13 protein-coding genes are annotated in these 16485 nt (G+C 61.6%); 7 read left to right on the top strand and 6 right to left on the bottom strand.

Going from position 1 to position 16485, the window contains the following annotated elements; translation table 11 throughout:
• Positions 1-13: 13 nt before the first annotated feature.
• Positions 14-1930, bottom strand: coding sequence for a fructose-1,6-bisphosphatase (locus tag ACTQVX_RS01915; protein ID WP_441546380.1), 1917 nt, complete (start codon positions 1928-1930; stop codon positions 14-16).
• 318 nt (positions 1931-2248) lie between these two features.
• On the opposite strand from ACTQVX_RS01915, the gene ACTQVX_RS01920 reads away from it, so the two are divergent.
• On the top strand, positions 2249-3139 hold the full coding sequence (locus ACTQVX_RS01920; RefSeq protein ID WP_441546381.1) for a DegV family protein: 891 nt from the start codon (positions 2249-2251) through the stop codon (positions 3137-3139).
• 107 nt (positions 3140-3246) lie between these two features.
• Here ACTQVX_RS01920 and ACTQVX_RS01925 read toward each other — a convergent pair whose 3' ends face one another.
• A complete protein-coding gene (locus ACTQVX_RS01925; protein ID WP_441546382.1) occupies positions 3247-4338 on the bottom strand; it encodes a hypothetical protein in 1092 nt (363 codons plus the stop codon).
• Between the two features lie 190 nt (positions 4339-4528).
• Here ACTQVX_RS01925 and ACTQVX_RS01930 point away from each other — a divergent pair, with 190 nt between their 5' ends.
• The gene (locus ACTQVX_RS01930) at positions 4529-4699 is read left to right on the top strand and encodes a hypothetical protein (protein WP_441546383.1); all 171 of its coding nucleotides are present in this window, start codon (positions 4529-4531) and stop codon (positions 4697-4699) included.
• Between the two features lie 21 nt (positions 4700-4720).
• Here ACTQVX_RS01930 and ACTQVX_RS01935 read toward each other — a convergent pair whose 3' ends face one another.
• Both ACTQVX_RS01935 and ACTQVX_RS01940 read right to left on the bottom strand, forming a co-directional pair.
• A complete protein-coding gene (locus ACTQVX_RS01935; protein ID WP_441546384.1) occupies positions 4721-5824 on the bottom strand; it encodes an RsmB/NOP family class I SAM-dependent RNA methyltransferase in 1104 nt (367 codons plus the stop codon).
• 151 nt (positions 5825-5975) lie between these two features.
• Positions 5976-8126, bottom strand: coding sequence for a methionine--tRNA ligase (locus tag ACTQVX_RS01940; RefSeq protein ID WP_441546385.1), 2151 nt, complete (start codon positions 8124-8126; stop codon positions 5976-5978).
• 132 nt (positions 8127-8258) lie between these two features.
• Between ACTQVX_RS01940 and ACTQVX_RS01945 the strand changes: the two genes are divergently transcribed.
• The 3 genes from ACTQVX_RS01945 to queA all read left to right on the top strand — a co-directional run bounded on the left by ACTQVX_RS01945 (position 8259) and on the right by queA (position 10815).
• On the top strand, positions 8259-8828 hold the full coding sequence (locus ACTQVX_RS01945) for a DUF3267 domain-containing protein (protein ID WP_441546386.1): 570 nt from the start codon (positions 8259-8261) through the stop codon (positions 8826-8828).
• A 129-nt stretch (positions 8829-8957) separates the two neighbouring features.
• A complete protein-coding gene (locus ACTQVX_RS01950; RefSeq protein ID WP_441048256.1) occupies positions 8958-9533 on the top strand; it encodes an epoxyqueuosine reductase QueH in 576 nt (191 codons plus the stop codon).
• Between the two features lie 70 nt (positions 9534-9603).
• Entirely contained in the window at positions 9604-10815 is a 1212-nt protein-coding gene (gene queA, locus ACTQVX_RS01955; RefSeq protein WP_441546426.1) for a tRNA preQ1(34) S-adenosylmethionine ribosyltransferase-isomerase QueA, read from the top strand.
• Positions 10816-11215: 400 nt separating this feature from the next.
• On the opposite strand, the gene ACTQVX_RS01960 is transcribed toward queA, so the two are convergent.
• Positions 11216-12988 (bottom strand): hypothetical protein, encoded by a 1773-nt coding sequence (locus tag ACTQVX_RS01960; RefSeq protein ID WP_441031450.1) that lies wholly within the window; start codon positions 12986-12988, stop codon positions 11216-11218.
• Positions 12989-13221: 233 nt separating this feature from the next.
• Here ACTQVX_RS01960 and tgt point away from each other — a divergent pair, with 233 nt between their 5' ends.
• Together tgt and ACTQVX_RS01970 are read left to right on the top strand one after the other, a co-directional pair.
• Positions 13222-14361, top strand: a complete 1140-nt coding sequence (tgt, locus tag ACTQVX_RS01965) for a tRNA guanosine(34) transglycosylase Tgt (RefSeq protein ID WP_441014862.1) — start codon at positions 13222-13224, stop codon at positions 14359-14361.
• 233 nt (positions 14362-14594) lie between these two features.
• Positions 14595-15353, top strand: a complete 759-nt coding sequence (locus tag ACTQVX_RS01970; RefSeq protein ID WP_154515782.1) for a TIGR00730 family Rossman fold protein — start codon at positions 14595-14597, stop codon at positions 15351-15353.
• Positions 15354-15521: 168 nt separating this feature from the next.
• Here the strand turns inward: ACTQVX_RS01970 and ACTQVX_RS01975 are convergent, their stop codons facing one another.
• The gene (locus ACTQVX_RS01975) at positions 15522-16382 is read right to left on the bottom strand and encodes a DegV family protein (RefSeq protein WP_441546387.1); all 861 of its coding nucleotides are present in this window, start codon (positions 16380-16382) and stop codon (positions 15522-15524) included.
• Between the last annotated feature and the right edge of the window lie 103 nt (positions 16383-16485).

The following is a 16485-nucleotide window of genomic DNA, read 5'->3' on the forward strand; positions in this document are numbered from 1 at the left end:
CCCACAGGCGGGGCTAGGAGCGCTCCTCGATAGCACCGTTTCTATATGCATCGAGGAGCTGGCGCAGGTCTTGGATCTGACTGCGAATCTTGACGCCGGTATCGGTGTCGCTCACCATGCGGCGCCGGTCGGCCTCGTCAAAGCGGTTGGTCTCGCTCTCGATATCGATGTTGCGGGTGAGCGCCTCGGCAACGCTGGTAAAGGCCTGGTGCGACTTGAGGCGGCATCCGCGCGAGCTCGAGATGAGCGTGTAGCCGGCGATGCCCGTTTTGGGGTGGTAGGCGCGACAGAAACCGCCGTCGATGACCAGCAACTTTCCGTTGGCGCGGATGGGCTGCTCGCCCTTGGTGGTCTTGACGGGCGTATGGCCGTTGATGATATGGCCCGTCGGCGAGCAAGCCATGGGGGCGACGCCAAACTCCCGCATGATGTCGTCGCAAACGGACGAGGACGTGGTGAGCGTGTAGTACGGGTCCATCGGCTCGACCCACGTGCTCTTATCGGCAATGTAGGCGCGCTCGAAGGTGCGCACCACGCGTCCGCTGGCGGGTGAGTTAAAGCCGATCCACAGGTACCACATCCAATCGAGGGCATCGCGGTCGCCGACGCGCCAGGCGCGACGGGCGATATAGTCGCAAAAATCAAAATAATCGCGGCCGGCGTGCCAGGTACCCAGGCAGTTCATGCTGCTAAAGGTGCCGTCTTCGTTGAGCGGTACGCAGCCGTGGAACAGCAGATTGCCGTTGGCGACCTTATACATGGAGCCGTGGGTATAGAGGAAATCGATGTGGCGATGCAGATGATCGGCGGTGACAAACTCGGACACGAGCTTGTCGATGATGTGCTGCTCCTCGGGCGTGAGCGTGTAGGGGTCCGCTGGATCGACGGTGGGGAAGTCGTTAGTCGTGAGCGGCCACACGCTGCCATCGGCGAGGGTGACCGTGCCGGCATCGTGATCGACCTTGTCGAGCAGTAGACGGTCGGCCATGTCGAACTCGGGGTGGCGCTGGATAATCTGGCCCTCGAGCTTAAAGAGTAGAACGTTGATGGCTTTGATGAGCGGGCTGATGGGCTCGCCGGCGGTATAGGTGGCGTTGGCAAAGGCGACAAGCTCGCGCAGCGAGATGCCGTAGTCGTTCTCGAGAATCTCGTAGTTGTCGTAGCGCAGGTTGTTGCGTAGCACCGTGGCGATGCAGGCGGGCTCGCCGGCAGCGGCGCCCATCCACAACAGGTCGTGATTGCCCCACTGAATATCGAGCGAATGATAGGTGAGCAGGCGGTCCATAATCTTGGCCGCGCCGCCGCCGCGGTCGAAGATGTCGCCCACCAAGTGCAGGTGGTCCACAGCGAGGCGCTTGATGAGCGAGGCGAGCGACTCGATAAAGTCGTCGGCGCTGGCGGTCTCCAAGATGGATTCGATAATGCGCTCGTGATAACGCACGCGGTAGTTGTTCTCGTCCGGATGCGTGTGCAGCAGCTCGTCGATGATGTAGGCGTAATCGCGCGGGATGGCCTTACGTACCTTGGAGCGGGTGTAGCGGCTCGAAAGCGAGCGGGCAACCACAATGAGCTGGTTGAGCATGGTCTTGTACCAGGTGGGCGAGTCCTCGTGCCGGCTGCGGACCAGATCGATCTTCTCGCGCGGGTAGTAGATGAGCGTGCACAGCTCGCCCTTTTCGTTAAAGGAGAGCGTGTCGCCAAAGATTTCGTCGACATGCTCGCGCACGACGCCCGAGCAGTTGTTGAGGATGTGCATAAAGGCTTCGTACTCGCCATGCACATCGCTCATAAAATGCTCGGTGCCCTTGGGCAGGTTGAGGATGGCCGAGAGGTTGATGATCTCGGTGAATGCGGATTGCTCGGTGGGGAACTGTCTCGACAGCAGGCGCAGATACTTGAAGTCTTGCGGATTGCGATCGAATGCGACCATGAAACACCTTCCGATGTGGTTGGTAAAACTGATAAACAGCGTCAAACGTTTATCAGTATGCGCCGCTTTTGTTTCAATTGGGGTTAGGAGATTGAATTGTTGGCCGAACGGTTTGCTAAATCGATTTAGTCGAGGTAGATATGGCGGTTGAGTGGAGACGTAGGGTCGTTTTTGCAGGCGCATACCTCCGGGATCGCTAGAGATGATGACGGTAAAGATGTTCACTACCTTTGGTTCAATTTGGTAAATAACGGACATTTGTACCGTATTCACGCATGCTGTGCGATAATTTGCGCAACAATGAGTAAGGAGCCTCATATGAGTGATTTTGTCCTGACCTGTGAATCCGCCGCCGATCGAACCCGTGAGTTCTTTGCGTCGCGCAATATTCCTGTCGTGTGTTTTCATTACGAGATCGACGATGTTGTCTATACGGACGATCTGTATCAGTCGATTACGCCGGACGAGTTTTTTGCCCAGATTGCCGCGGGCGCTATGCCCAAGACGTCTCAGGTGAGCGTGGGTGAGTACGAGGAGTTTTGGGAGCCGTTTATTGTCGAGGGTAAAGACGTGCTGCACCTGACGTTATCGTCGGGCATTTCGGGCACGTATGGATCGGCCTGCGTTGCGGCGCAGATGCTCGCGGATCGCTATCCCCAGGGCGGCAAGGTGCGCGTCATCGATTCGCTGGCGGCGTCTTCGGGCCTTGGCCTGCTGGCGGAATGTGCCGCCGACGTTCGCGATAGCGGCGCTTCGCTCGACGAGACGGCCGCTTGGATTGAGGAGCATAAACTCAACCTGCACCACTGGTTCTTCTCGACCGATCTGTCGAGCTATCTGCGCGGCGGCCGCATTTCGGCCGCGAGCGCGATCATCGGCACGGCGCTCAAGATTTGCCCGCTTATGACGGTCGATTGCGAAGGTGAGCTGGCGCCGCGTGAGAAGATTCGCACCAAGAAGCGTGCGATTTCCGAGATGGCTAAGACCATGATGGCACACGTGCAGGGCGGTGCGGATTATTCGGGTAAGTGCATCATGTCGCACTCGGCGTGTCGCGAGGATGCCGAGGCAGTTGCGGCGCTGATCGAGGAACAGGTTCCGCAGCTTAAAGGCAAGATTGAGATTAATGACATCGGTACTCTGATTGGCTCGCATACCGGACCTGGTACGGTGGCGCTCTTCTTTATGGGCGACAAGCGCGTGGACTAACGTTTGTGGGCTGGCTGACGGTTTTAACGGCTACGCCTGTCCTCCTGACATTTGATAACAGAAAAAGGCCCGTCCCGTTGTTTGCGGGGCGGGCCTTGCTGTTGCGGCTAGCGTTTCTTTCCGCGGAAGAAAAAGCCGTGCAGTGACGGCTTGAGTCCGCGGTTGGCACGACGCTCCTCGATATGATCGTGGATCGAGGCGACGCGTTCGATGACCTCGTCGGGAATCGGCACGTCGGGATTCATGTTCTCGACCTGGCTGACCTCGGCGGCGGCGACCTGGTCGATAATGGGCACATCGTCGCGCGAGATGACAGGCGTGGCGTCTTCCTTCATCTTGCGGTAGCGCTCCATCATGTCGGTTTGCAGCTGCTGGGCCGAAGGCGGCGTCCAGATGATAGCGTTGGCGCCGGCGACGATGGTTTCGCGGATGCTCTCGGGCGTCTTGCCACCCGGTGCGATGAGCGGCAGGCTGGGATAGTGCTCTCGCAGCTCGCGCAGGACCTGGGGCGTGTTTTTGCCGGCGGCGATGTTGAGGATCTTGGCCCCGGCGCGCACCTTGGCGTGGGCATCGTCATCGCAGCGAACGACCGTGGCGATGACGGGGATGTCGGCGATGTTGGTGATGTGCTCGACCATCTCGGCGGTAGCGGGGGAGTTGACCACGCAGCCCGCCGCGCCTTGCATCTCGGAGACTGCCGCCATCTGCACGGAGCGCTTACCGGTGGTGGTACCGCCGCCAACGCCCACAAAGACCGGGCACTCGGCAACAGTCAGCAGCGCCTGCGTAATGGCGGGCTGCGGCGTGAAGGGGTAGACGGCAAACACGGCGTCGGCATTGGAGTTGCGGATGACCGCCACGTCGGTGGTGTAGATGAGCGATTTGATGCGGCGTCCAAAGAGCGTAAAGCCGCTGGCCTCCTCAATCTCATCGGGCATGCGGAGGGCCGCCTTGCGCAGGCGCCCGTCGATGGGCAGCGGCTCCATGGGCAAAAGGCCGCTGGGGGTTACGGCCACCTGGGGCTCGGTAAATTCGTCCGCAAGCTCAACCTCTGAGAAATCGACCGAGGCGACGATGTCCTCGTGAACCTCGGCGGGAACATCGATGGGGGCTTGGTCGTTCGTCGCGGCGGGCGTGTCGAAGGAGCTGGTGGCGACAAAAGCGTCAACACGCTCGTTCAAATCGTTGAGAGAATCCATTGCGGTCCGTTTCTATAATGTGCGGTCGGCAGCGTGCGACCGGCGCTACGTTGCTAAAACGTTTGACGAGTTGATTTTTCCCCGCCGCGCTATCCGTTAGACCGAAGGGCCGCGAACGTGAAGGAGCTGTGGTGGCGGGAATCGAGGTGCTATCTTGGATGTCCCGTATACAAAAGAGAGGTGACGCGGTATGGAAATCTCGACATTATTGGGCTCGATTGGCCTATGCGTGGGCGCAATCGTAGCCGCCGCGGTCATCTACTTTGTGGTTACGGCCATTAAGGGCAAAAAGGCCGAGCGCAAGGAGCGTGAAGCGTTTGCACGGCATAAGGACCAGCAGGACAAGCGCGCACGGAGATAGCTTGTTGAGTTGGTCCGTGCGCTAACTGCGTTTTCGGATCAGAGCGATGTAGAAGCCCTCAAAGTCGCGGCTGGGCGGGATGGTCAGCGTGCCGGGCATGCCGTTGGCGACGGTCGAGACGTGGCCGGTGGCGATGGCCTCGGTGAGGGCGTTGCTCTCGACGCGTGGCTCTTCGCCAGCTTCCTGGGCGCGACGCGCTTCGCTTTCGCTCGGCGTGCCGTCGAGGGGAATGAGCTCGCAGTCCATGTGCTTGTCGAGGGCCTCTTGCAGGGCGTCCTCGTTTTCCTGCGGCAAGATCGAACAAGTCGAATAGACGAGCGTGCCGCCCGGCTTGAGGGCGCCCATGGCGCGGTCCAGAAGCGCGCGCTGTGAGCGGGCGCACTTGCAGAGCAGCTGCTCGGTCAGGCCGCGCAGGCTTTTCTCGTTGCCGCTGATGACGGTGCCCGTGCCGGTGCAGGGGGCGTCGAGCAGGATGCGGTCAAAGCGGAAGAACTCGTCAAGCTCGCGTGCGTCGATACGCATGACGGGCACGTTTTTGGCGCCCTGGCGGCCCAAGTTGGCCTCGAGCTTTTCGGCGCGGGGAATGCTCATCTCGCAGGCGGTGAGGTGCGCCTGTCCCTGGGTGAGGGCGGCGATCTGCGTCGTCTTGCCACCAGGGGCCGCGCACATGTCCAGGATATCCTCGCCGGCCTGAGCGCCCAGCACCAAAGGAGGCATCATGGACGACAGGCTCTGCAGATAGATCATGCCGTTGCGGTAGATGTCGAGATCCCACAGGTCGGATACCTGGGCCTCGGGCAGGATGAAAGCGTCCGGGTACCAGGCAACGGTTTGGTGGGCGATGCCGGCTGCGTCGAGCGCGGCGGCGATGTCCTCGGCGGTCGCCTTGAGCGTGTTGGCGCGCAGCGTGACCGGGCGTGTCGCCGCGGCGCCAAAGCCCTCAATCATGAGCTCGGCATCGGCAGGCGCATAGGCGCCGGCGACCGTATCGACCATAAAGCGCGGCAGGTCGGCGGCGGAGTGTTGGGCGGCAAGCTGGTCGGAAAGCTCGGTAGCGGCAAACTGCCTGAGCTTGAGCTCGGGCTTAACCTGCTTTTTCTGCTTACGACGACGCGGCTTGGACATCCGTCTTTCCTTCCCATTCCATTAAAAGTAGTCAATTTGGGACGGGGCTATTTTAGCTGCCCGTCCGTTTCGGCAGGCGTTGCAGTTAAATTTGGGACGGGGTAGCTAAAATAGCCCCGTCCCAAATTGACTACTCTGCCTTGGCGTTTGTCTAGTACTGGCTCTCGTGCTTGCTGAAGAAGTCGAAGCGCGGGGGCAGCGGCTTTACGCGGTGCTCGCCGGGCTTCTCGCCCAGGCTCTCCACAAACTCATCCGTGGAGGCAAAGATGTTGTCCCAGCTAAAGAAGGCGACCGGATCGATGTCGAAGTACTCGCAGATGAGCTCGCAGCCGGCCGGGACGATGCCGTGCATGAGCACGGTCGCCACGCGCAGCTCGGTAAAGGCGTCGACCAGTGCCTGCGTCATTGCGGCGTTTGCCTCGCTACCCTCGAGCTTGTTGGCAGCCTTGGAGGCGTCGCTCCAGCGCTTGTTGGCGGCACGCAGGTAGTCGTCGCACACGGCGAGCGCGCGGTGCGTCTCGAACTTGTACATGGCCTGCTCAAAGGCGAGAGCTGCCTGCTGGGCGGCTTCGATCACGGTGGCGGAGGCGGCGCCGGCGGGGATGCAGCCGTTGCGGTAGGGGCTCTCGTCGCCCTCCTTGACGGCGACGCCGTAAAAGCAGCTGCGGGCCAGGCGGTTGAACACGCCGGTCAAAAGCGCGCTCTCCTTAAGGGCCGGGTCGATAACGCGCTTGTCGTCGCAGGCGCGTACCTCGTTGCCGTCCTTGTCCTTGCCGGTCACGCGCGTGTCGTATGCCTTGGGGCTAAAGCTCACCGGCTTCTCGGACAGGCCGAGCGACAGCCAATGCGCGCGCATCTGCTCGCAGGTGTAGTGGTTGAGCAGGTCGTCTGCCGGCGGGGGAGGCGTCTGCGAGGACGAGCTTGCCTTTTTGCCCATGTAGAGCAGGTGGTAGCAGGCGCTGACGGTGCTCTGCGTGAGGTTCCAACCCAGGGCCTCCCACATGGCGGTCTGCGCGATGCAGTAGAAGTAGATGTTGTCCTGACCGATAAACTGGTAGATCTGTGCGTCGTCAGAGCACCACCAGTCGCGCCAGTCGAGCGAGCTGTGCTGGTAGGTGGGCGCGGGGACCTGCGTGGAATCGGCGGCGGGCTCGCCCATGAGGGCGGCATCCTGGGCGGCGACGCCTTCGGTCACGCCGGCGGCGCGGGCGTCGCGGGCGAGCACGGTGCGGGTGTAGCTGATGGGCGCCCACAGGCTCTCGGGCCAGCACCAGCAGGTGACATCGGTCACGCCATCGACCTCGGGCACCGGAACGCCCCAGTCGATGTTGCCGGTGATGCGGAAGGGCACGAGCGCCTTGCCGCTACGGAAGCGCACGCCGCCGTTGGCGAGCACCGCGTGGGCGTCGTCGCGCTCCTTCCAGCTGGGGAAGGTGACGGTAAAACTGCTCTTGTTGCCCTCGGGCTCCAGCACGGTGTGCTCGGGGAGCTGGTCCTCGACGGCATCGAAGGCCTCGCGGAACTTGTTCTGGATGTAGAGTTGTGCCGGCAGCAGCCACTCCTCCATGGTCTTGGAGACCACGGAGCGAACCTGCGGGTTCTGGGCGAGCTTGGCGGTGTAGGTCTTCATAAAGTCGAGGTAGGCCGGCAGGTCGAAGTAGAGGTTGTCGACCGGGCGCAGCTCGGGCACCTCGCCGGTGAGCTGGCTCTTGGGCGCGATGAGCTCCTCGGGCTCAAACTGGTGGCCCAGGTCGCACTCGTCGGCATAAGCCTTCTCGGACTTGCAACCTTGGATGGGGCAGCGGCCGATGACCTGGCGACCGTTGAGGAACGTGCCGGCCTTGGCGTCGTAGAACTGAAGGGTAGAGCGCTTGGAGATGGTGCCCTGCTCGTGCAGGCGCTCGATAATCTCGGCGGTCACCTTGTTGTGAATCTGGGCCGCCGGCTCAAGGCCCGAGCCGCCGTAGATGTCGCAGCTGATGTTGTAGTTGTTGAGGGTCGCGGCCTGACGAGAGTGATTGGACTCGACATACTCGCTAATGGACTTATCGTAGCCCTCGTTCTCCTTGAGCTTGCGGTAGCTCTCCATGATGGGTGAGCCGTAGCAGTCGGTGCCCGAGGTGAAGATGACGTTCTCGCGGCCCAGGCGGTCGCGCAGGAAGCGGGCGAAGAAGTCGGCCGGGACAAAGACGCCGCCAACGTGGCCAAAGTGAAGGCCCTTGTTGCCATAGGGCTCGCCGGCGGTTACGATGGCGCGGCGAGGCCAGCTGGGACGGTCGTTCATGGAGTATTTGGATGCCATGGGACTCCTTCGCATATGGTGAGAGCGTGGCCGGGCGCGGGGCTCGGCGACGCGGTGGTCAATTCGTGCATATCGTTCGACATTATCGCACATGCGGACGGGTACGTGGCAGGGGCGCTATCCTAAGATGCTATGAATGAGATTTCCAACATACATGCGTTTGAAGACGAGGATTTCCTGCACGCTTGCTTTGTGTGGGGGATGGCCGTGCTTGGCGCATTTGCCGTGTGCCTGGTGCCGGTGTTTATGCTGCTGGGTGGGCCCGCGGACTTGGACGCGGCTGACGCGGGTGGCTGGATGGCTGTCTTGGGCTGGATAGTTGGCTTGGCAGCGGTTTCGGCGGCGTCATTTGCCGTGCACGAGTTGGTGCACGGCGTGTTCTTTAAGCTGTTTGCGCCCGCCGGTGCGCACGTGACCTTTGGGGCGAACCTCGAGACGTGCATGATTTACGCCTGCGCCGAGGGCGTGGTGTATTCGCGCCGGCGGTACATGGCAGTTTGTCTGGCGCCGACGGTTGTCGTGACGACAGCGTTTACCTTGGGGTTTGCGTTTTCGGGCTATCCGCTGCTGTGCTACCTGGCAGCCGGCTTGCATTTGTCGGGCTGTGTGGGCGACTGGTATTACGTGCGGACCATTTTGCGCGACCGCCGCATTGTCGCCTGCGAGGACACGTCCTTTGGCGTGCGCTTTTTCGCAAGGTAGTCTTTTTGGGACGGGGCTATTTTGACTACTTTTTGGAGATGGGTATTTTTGACTGCTTTATGTCAAAAGTAGTCAAAATAGCCCCGTCCCAAAAAGACTACCCTGGGCAAAGATTGGGAGGAGATGTCCATGAAGCCGCTGCTGCTGCATGCGTGCTGTGCGCCGTGCTCGCTTGAGCCGGTTCGTCTGCTGCGTGAGGAGGGGTTTGAGCCCACGATTTGCTGGACCAACCCCAATATTCAGCCGCGCGATGAATGGCAGCGGCGTTTGGACGAGCTTCGCCGGTGGTGTGCCGATGGCGACATCGAGCTTATCGAGGCGGGGGAGGACCGCGAGCGCTGGGAGGCCGGCGTGGCCCCGCTGGGCGCCGATCGACCCCGTCGCTGTCGTGCGTGCTATGCCCTGCGCCTGGCCGAGGCATGCCGTGTGGCCCAGGAGTGCGGGTTTGAGTTTGTGGGCACGACGCTCGCCGTCTCGCCGTATCAGTTGTTCGACACCTGCAACGATGTGTTGGAGCGCTTGGCGGCGGCACATGGTCTCACCCCGGTGATTCGCGATTTTCGCCCGTATTATCCCGAGGCGACACGCCGTTCGCGCGAGCTGGGTATGTATCGGCAGAACTACTGTGGTTGCCGCTTCTCGGCCGTCGAGGCGGCCATGGACCGCGCCCGCATCCGCGACGAGCGCAAAGCCGCCAAAAAGTAGTTCTTTTGGGCTGGTAGCCTGCTAGGATGTAGAGCGGATTTTAGCTATATAAGGAGTATTCGACGTGTCTATGCGTACCGATGATTTTGACTACAACCTTCCTGAGGAACTGATTGCCCAGGCTCCTGCTGAGCCGCGTGACTCCTGCCGCCTGCTGGTGGTGGATCGCAAGGGCTCCCAGGCGGGAACGCCGCTGGAGCATGGCGGCACCGTCGAGCACCGCATCTTCCGCGACATCATCGACTATATCGAGCCGGGTGACGTGCTCGTCATCAACCAGACGCGCGTGATGCCGGCCCGTCTTATCGGTCGCAAGGCCGGCTCGGGCGGCGTGGTCGAAACGCTGCTGCTCAAGCGCCGCGAGGACGTGGATCCTCTGGGTCACGTTTGGGAGTGCCTGGTCAAGCCGGGCAAGCGCCTAAAGCCCGGTGCTCAGATTGAGTATCGCGCCGGTGGTGCCCATGCGCCCGAGGGTGCTCCCGTGGTGCTGACGGCCGAGGTTGTCGACTTTGTCGCCGATAGCCGCGGCGGCCGCCTGGTGCGTTTTGAGCCGGCCGGTTGCAATGCCGCCGGCGAGCCGCGCACGCTCGACGAGGCCATCCATGCTGCCGGCCACGTGCCGCTGCCGCCCTACATTACCGATTACGAGGGCGATCCCGAGAAGTACCAGACCGTCTACGCCATGAAGGAGGAGCACTCAGCTGCCGCTCCCACGGCGGGCCTGCACTTCACGCCCGAGCTCATGGCCGCTATCGAGGCCAAGGGTGCGAAGTTTGCCGCTGTCGAGCTCGAGGTGGGCATCGATACCTTCCGTCTGGTGGAGGAGGACGACCCCACGCAGCACGTGATGCACACCGAGCGCTATCACGTGTCGCAGGAGGTTGTCGACGCCGTGCATAAGGCTAAGGCCGAGGGGCATCGCGTGATTGCTGTCGGTACCACCGCAGTCCGCTCGCTCGAGAGTGCGTTTGACGCGGACGCGCCGGTGTCCGATCCGGCTGTGACGGCGCGCTATTTTGAGGGCCGTAAGGACGGGGCCGACACGCTCGGCCGTGGTGACATCGTGGCGCGCGAGAACGCGACGACGCAGCTCTACCTCATGCCCGGCTCGACCTATCACGTGGTCGACGCGCTGATCACTAACTTCCATGTTCCGCGCTCCACACTCATGATGCTCGTGAGCGCACTTGCTAGCCGCGACCAGATCATGGATGCCTACGCCGCCGCTATCGAGCAGCGCTACCGCTTCTTCAGCTTTGGCGACGCCATGCTCATTCAGTAGGTTCCGCCGTTCTACCGAACGGCGGACCGGCCGACGCTGCGCGGGCCGCATTTGGACAATCTGACGTTCAACTTCAAGGGCGCGACCAGAAGGTCAGCGCCCTTTCGTTTCACGTCACCTTGCCTCAAATGCGACCCGCTCGCTGTCGCTGGCAAAACATCGGCATTTCTTTGGTTGTCAAGAGATTGCCGTTCTGGCGGGTTTTCGCTGACTTCGCCAAAACATTGGCGTTGCCGTGGTTCAACCTGCCAAAAAGGGACAGGTTTATTTTGGCAGGTTTTATCTGGGCAAACGTTGTTGGTGCAATGGGGACTGCTTTATATGCACCAAGTTGGTGCAAAGTAGCCTGGCCCCTTTGCACCAATCAAAACGTTGCGGTGAGTGTTTTTTGGCAGCTGGTTTACTTGCTCGCGAACAGCCAGATTAGGACGATCACGAGGATTACGGTGACAATGCAGACGATTGCGCCGGTGAATTTGACGCGTGAGTCACGGGTGCGCTCGCGCACGTCGTTCTCGGCGGCTTCGAGCTGAGCCACTTCGCGCTCGGTTTCGGCACGCTCGTCCTTATCGCGAGCCAGGGAGCCCGCGAGCGATTCGGTGATCTCGGGATGGTTGTGCACCTCGGTCGCCTGCTCGATGATCGACTGCGCATGCGCGACGTCCGCCTGGGCATTGGCGATAGCCTGCTCTTGCTCTTGACGCGCTTTGTCCTCGGTGACGATCTTCTCGCGTAATTCGCGCTGGCGCGTTGCAGCGGCCGCCTTTGCGGTCTGCAGCTCGTCGCGCGCGGCATCGGCCTCGGCCGTCACGGCCTGATGGGCGCGCTTGGCGTCGGCGATGGGGGCTTGCGCCTGCTCGACGGCGTGCTCGGCGGCTGCGAGCGAGTGCTCAAGATCGGCGGTGATGCGCGGGACATCTTCCTCGGCTTTACGCAGGGCATCAGCCGTGTCGGAGATCTGCATCGAAAGCTCGCTGGTGCGCACCGTATAGTTGGCGGGATTTGCCGAGGGATTGCGCTGCAGCTCGGCATACTCACGGCGCAACGTTTCGAGTTGAGCACGCGTGGCGTCGACGGTTTGCTGCGCTGCGGCAACGCCGGCGTCGCGCTCGGCCTGTACCTTGTCGCGGATGCGCTTGGAATCCTCGAGACGTCGTACGAGGCGGTTACCGGTCTCGCGCGAGCTGGCTTCGCGCGCTTCGACGGCATCGAGTGCGGCTTTGAGACGCCGCTCGGTGGCGTCGTCCTCTTCTTTTATTTGTTCGAGCTGCGCTTTGAGCTCTGTTGTCTTGGCGGCATGGGTATCGCGGCCGATTTCTGCCGCCGCAGCGGTCTTTTGTGCCGTGGCGATTGCCTGGCGCTGGTCGGCGACAATCTGGTCGTAACGCCCCGCGATATCCTGCCGCGTCTCGAGCTCCTCGGTCTGATCGGAAATGCGCTGATCAAGTTCGGCCAGGTGGGCACGAGCGTCCGCGAGCGCCTTCTTTGCGGCGTTCATCTCGCGCATGGCAGAGGCGCCCTGGGCGATAAAAGTGCCTACGGCGTTTGCTGTATTTGAGACGGCGGTTCCCAGATCGCGGCTGGCTGCAGGGGCGTGTGGAGCGGTCGGGTGACCGGCGTCGGCCGTACCCGCATCGGGCGCCTGCGACGTGGCGATATTGCCGGTGCCACCCTCGATCACGGAAAATCCGGCAGTGTGCGGGTCAACTGCATCTGCGCCAATTGTAGGGTGCTCGAGCTGTAAGAACGAAGGTACGGTGCTGCCTTGGTCGGCAACGGGGGTCTCGCCAGGCACGAAGGTCGATGCGGCCTCGGCGGCCTTCTCTTCTTCGGCGTCCACATCGGCGTCGGCCACGGCGTCTTTCATTGCTTTGACGGCATCCATCATGGAGTCCATGACGGCATCGAGCTCTTCTTCCGAAGATACCTCGATGGGGCCTGCCGCCTGTGACGCGGGGTCCGCGTCGGGCTCGGCGTCGTTCGACTCCGGTTGCTCGCCTTCGTCATGCTCGACAGTATCGCCTGTGTCTGTTGCCTTATCCGCACCGGCGTGCGCATCTTCGGCGGATGCATCGACGGAAGCGGCGACGCAGGTAGGAGTGCTGCAGTCGTCGACGACGTCTGCGGAATGATCAATATGCTGCTGAGTCTGGGGGTCCAGCTCTTCTGTCATAGGCATGTGCTCCTCATCGTTGATTGTCACCCTATGATAAAGTCTCGCGCCGGCATCCCGCGCGCCGCAGCAAAGTTTCAAAACGTGTTCGATGGCTCGCTTGGATAGCAAAAATTTGGCCGCTCTATTCAGTTTGCGCTTGACATTCCCTTCTCCGAAAGACGTTATGCCGTTCACCTGCCACGGTCTTTATAATGGTTTGCGTATGAACCGCAACCAAGGAGTTCCAGTTTATGGACCAGAGCCTATTTAAATTCGACCTGATCGCCGAGGATCCGACGACGCATGCGCGTGCCGGCGTGCTGCACACTCCGCACGGCGACATCGAGACGCCGATCTTTATGCCCGTGGGCACCAAGGCAAACGTCAAGGGCATTCCTGCCGAGACCGTCAAGCAGCTCGGCGCCCAGATCGTGCTCGCCAATACCTATCACCTGTCCATGCGCCCCGGCGAGGACACCATCGCCGAGTTGGGTGGCCTGCACAAGTTTATGAACTGGCATGGCCCCATCCTCACTGATTCCGGCGGTTTCCAGGTGTTCAGCCACAACGACGCCGTCAAGCTCACCGACGAGGGCGTGCGCTTTATCGTCAACGACTACGACGGCCGCCACGTGTTCTGGACGCCCGAGGACAACATGGAAATCGCCATGAAGCTCGGCTCCGACATCTGCATGCAGCTCGATCAGTGCCCGGGCTATCCCGCCACGCGCGCCTACGTTGAGCGCGCCGTTGAGCTGTCGAGCATGTGGGCCGAGCGCTGCTATAAAGCTCATACCCGCGACGACCAGGCGCTCTTTGGCATCGTTCAGGGTGGCATGCATCTGGACCTGCGCCTGCGTTCGCTGCGCCATCTGGAGGAGTGCGGTGACTTCCCCGGTTACGGCATTGGCGGCTACTCGGTGGGCGAGGACCACGAGACCATGTTTGAGACGCTGGCACCGCTCGCGAGCGAGTACATGCCCAAACATAAGCCGCGCTACCTGATGGGCGTCGGCAACCCGACGACGCTCGTGCGTGGTGTAGGCGTGGGCATCGACATGTTCGACTGCGTGCTGCCGACGCGCACCGGCCGCATGGGGACGGCGTTCTCGAGCGAGGGTCGCCTTAACTTCCGCAATGCCCGCTTTGCGCACGACGACGGCCCCATCGATCCCACCTGCACCTGCCCGGTGTGCACGGGCGGCTACAGCCGTGCGCTCATTCGCCACATGGTCACGCAGAAGGAGATGCTCGGCGGCATTTTGCTTTCGATGCACAACATCTACTACCTGCTCAACCTTATGCAGCGTGCCCGCCAGGCCATTATCGAGGGCCGTTACGGTGCGTTCGTGAGCGACTGGATGAACAGCCCCGCGGCAGTGGATTACTAAGAGCTGCGGGTTCGCTTACGGGGGCGCTCGCGCGGTGTCGAGGCTACGTGCCAATCGACCGTGCGTACCCGGCGCCGGGCATCGCATGCGTCGGCATCGCTTGCACGACCTCTGACCGATGCCTTGCAAGCGCTTGATGCATCGTGGGTACCATACCGAATGGTTGATGTTCGGGCGGGTGTTTGACGCATGGCGTCGACCCCGCCCGTTTCTATTTTCGATAGGAGTATCCCATGATTAAGAATGAGAACGTCGAGGGCGAGCCGGCCTACGACGAGACGTACCGACGCGGCCCCGTGGTTATGCGCGGCCCTATGATTCCTAAGGACAACACCTACGCCAACCTGCTGGCGCCCGAGGACTCGACTGACTGGTTGCACGCCGACCCGTGGCGTGTGCTGCGCATTCAGGCCGAGTTTGTCGATGGCTTCGGCGCGCTTGCCGAGCTCGGGCCCGCGGTGACCATCTTCGGCAGTGCCCGTACGCCCAAGACCGATCCGCTTTACAAGGCGGCGCGCACGGTCGGCCGCAAGATCGCGCAGCGCGGCGTGGCGGTTATCACCGGCGGTGGTCCTGGCATTATGGAGGCGGCCAACAGGGGAGCGGCGAGCGCCAACGGCAAGTCGGTCGGCTTGGGTATTGAGCTTCCGCACGAGCATGGGCTCAACAAATACGTGAACCTCGGCATGGACTTCCGTTACTTCTTTGTGCGCAAGACCATGTTTGTCAAATACAGCTCGGGCGCCATCGTGTTTCCCGGTGGTTTTGGTACGCTCGACGAGATGTTTGAGGTGCTCACGCTGGTGCAGACGCACAAGGTCAAGCGCATGCCGCTTGTTTTGGTGGGCAGCGAATACTGGCAGGGCCTGTTCGACTGGCTCAACGGCCCGGTGATGGATGCCGGCATGATCAGCCCACTCGATCCAGACCTCGTCCACATCACCGATGACCTCAACGAGGCCGTCGATATTGTCCTGAGCGGGCTGATGTAGGGTAGGTAAAATGGGACGGGGCTAAAAAGACTGGTCTGAAACGTTTGATATCAGTCTTTTTGGCCCCGTCCCAAATGAACTGCTTCCAAGTTGCGGTGGAATAGGGATTGATTTGCGGTTGATAAGCCAAAAACAGTCCCTATTCCACCGCAAGTGGTAAAGGTGCCCCTAGTGGATGGGCTGGTAGCGGGGACAGTAGCTGATGGCGATGGCGTCGACGCCTACGTGGGTGGCGATGGTGCAGCCGATGGGGCCGGTGCCGGCGTCTACGTAGTTCTGGCCTGCGAGCGCTTGGTTGACGAGCTCCTGCTCCTCGGCGGCGCCGGTCGTGAGCACACGTACGCTGGAGCCCGGGTGCTCGGCCAAAAATGCGAGGCAATCTGCCATGGTGTTGGTGACGATGCACTTGGCGCCACGACCCTTTTTGATCGCCTTGATCTCGCCCGATTTCCACTCCGGCGAAACGGCCAGGCGAATATTGAGCATCTGCGTGAGCTGGCCGGCGAGCTTGGGCGCGCGGCCGTTCTTAACGAGGTTCTCGAGCGTGCGGGGAATCAGCAGCAGATGGGCGTCGGGCAGCGTCGCGCGGATCTGCGCTTCGGTCTCGTCCAGGCTGCGGCCATCCTCACGCATGGCCAGCGCGTACTCCACCAGCAGGCCCTCGGCACCCGAGCCGGTGCGCGAATCGATGCAGCGCACGTCGAGCTCGTGCGCTTCGGCCGTCAGGCTGGCGTTGGCATAGCAGGCGGACCACTCACTGCACAGTGAGATAAAGATGGCGCTATCGTGGCCGTCGGCGCGCACGCGGTCAAAGAGTGCCTTGAACTCGCCGGCGCTTGGCTGCGAGGTGTGCGGCAGCTGCTCGGATCCGGCCATGCGGGCGACGTATTCCTCGGCGGTAATCTGCACCTGGTCGAGCAGGTCTTCGCCTTCGATAATCACATGAAGTGGAATCACGTAAATGCCGAGCTCTTGGGCGCGGGCGGGGGAGATGTCCGACGTGGAGTCGGTTATGATGGCAAAAGACATAATTGCACCTTTCGTTGGGGCGCTTGCGCGCCGCCTTCTGAGAGCAAAGTGCGACAAGTATAGTAGAGTCGCTCCACATTGCTAGGTTCAATTGTTGAATAGT

It is taken from the genome of Collinsella sp. LCP19S3_A6 (genome assembly GCF_052122015.1).
Taxonomy (GTDB): Bacteria; Actinomycetota; Coriobacteriia; order Coriobacteriales; family Coriobacteriaceae; genus Collinsella.

Coding starts and splice junctions, on each gene's coding strand:
- ACTQVX_RS01915 (WP_441546380.1), bottom strand. CDS start 1,930: ATGGTCGCATTCGATCGCAATCCGCAAGACTTCAAGTATCTGCGCCTG.
- ACTQVX_RS01920 (WP_441546381.1), top strand. CDS start 2,249: ATGAGTGATTTTGTCCTGACCTGTGAATCCGCCGCCGATCGAACCCGT.
- ACTQVX_RS01925 (WP_441546382.1), bottom strand. CDS start 4,338: ATGGATTCTCTCAACGATTTGAACGAGCGTGTTGACGCTTTTGTCGCC.
- ACTQVX_RS01930 (WP_441546383.1), top strand. CDS start 4,529: ATGGAAATCTCGACATTATTGGGCTCGATTGGCCTATGCGTGGGCGCA.
- ACTQVX_RS01935 (WP_441546384.1), bottom strand. CDS start 5,824: ATGTCCAAGCCGCGTCGTCGTAAGCAGAAAAAGCAGGTTAAGCCCGAG.
- ACTQVX_RS01940 (WP_441546385.1), bottom strand. CDS start 8,126: ATGGCATCCAAATACTCCATGAACGACCGTCCCAGCTGGCCTCGCCGC.
- ACTQVX_RS01945 (WP_441546386.1), top strand. CDS start 8,259: ATGAATGAGATTTCCAACATACATGCGTTTGAAGACGAGGATTTCCTG.
- ACTQVX_RS01950 (WP_441048256.1), top strand. CDS start 8,958: ATGAAGCCGCTGCTGCTGCATGCGTGCTGTGCGCCGTGCTCGCTTGAG.
- queA (WP_441546426.1), top strand. CDS start 9,604: ATGCGTACCGATGATTTTGACTACAACCTTCCTGAGGAACTGATTGCC.
- ACTQVX_RS01960 (WP_441031450.1), bottom strand. CDS start 12,988: ATGACAGAAGAGCTGGACCCCCAGACTCAGCAGCATATTGATCATTCC.
- tgt (WP_441014862.1), top strand. CDS start 13,222: ATGGACCAGAGCCTATTTAAATTCGACCTGATCGCCGAGGATCCGACG.
- ACTQVX_RS01970 (WP_154515782.1), top strand. CDS start 14,595: ATGATTAAGAATGAGAACGTCGAGGGCGAGCCGGCCTACGACGAGACG.
- ACTQVX_RS01975 (WP_441546387.1), bottom strand. CDS start 16,382: ATGTCTTTTGCCATCATAACCGACTCCACGTCGGACATCTCCCCCGCC.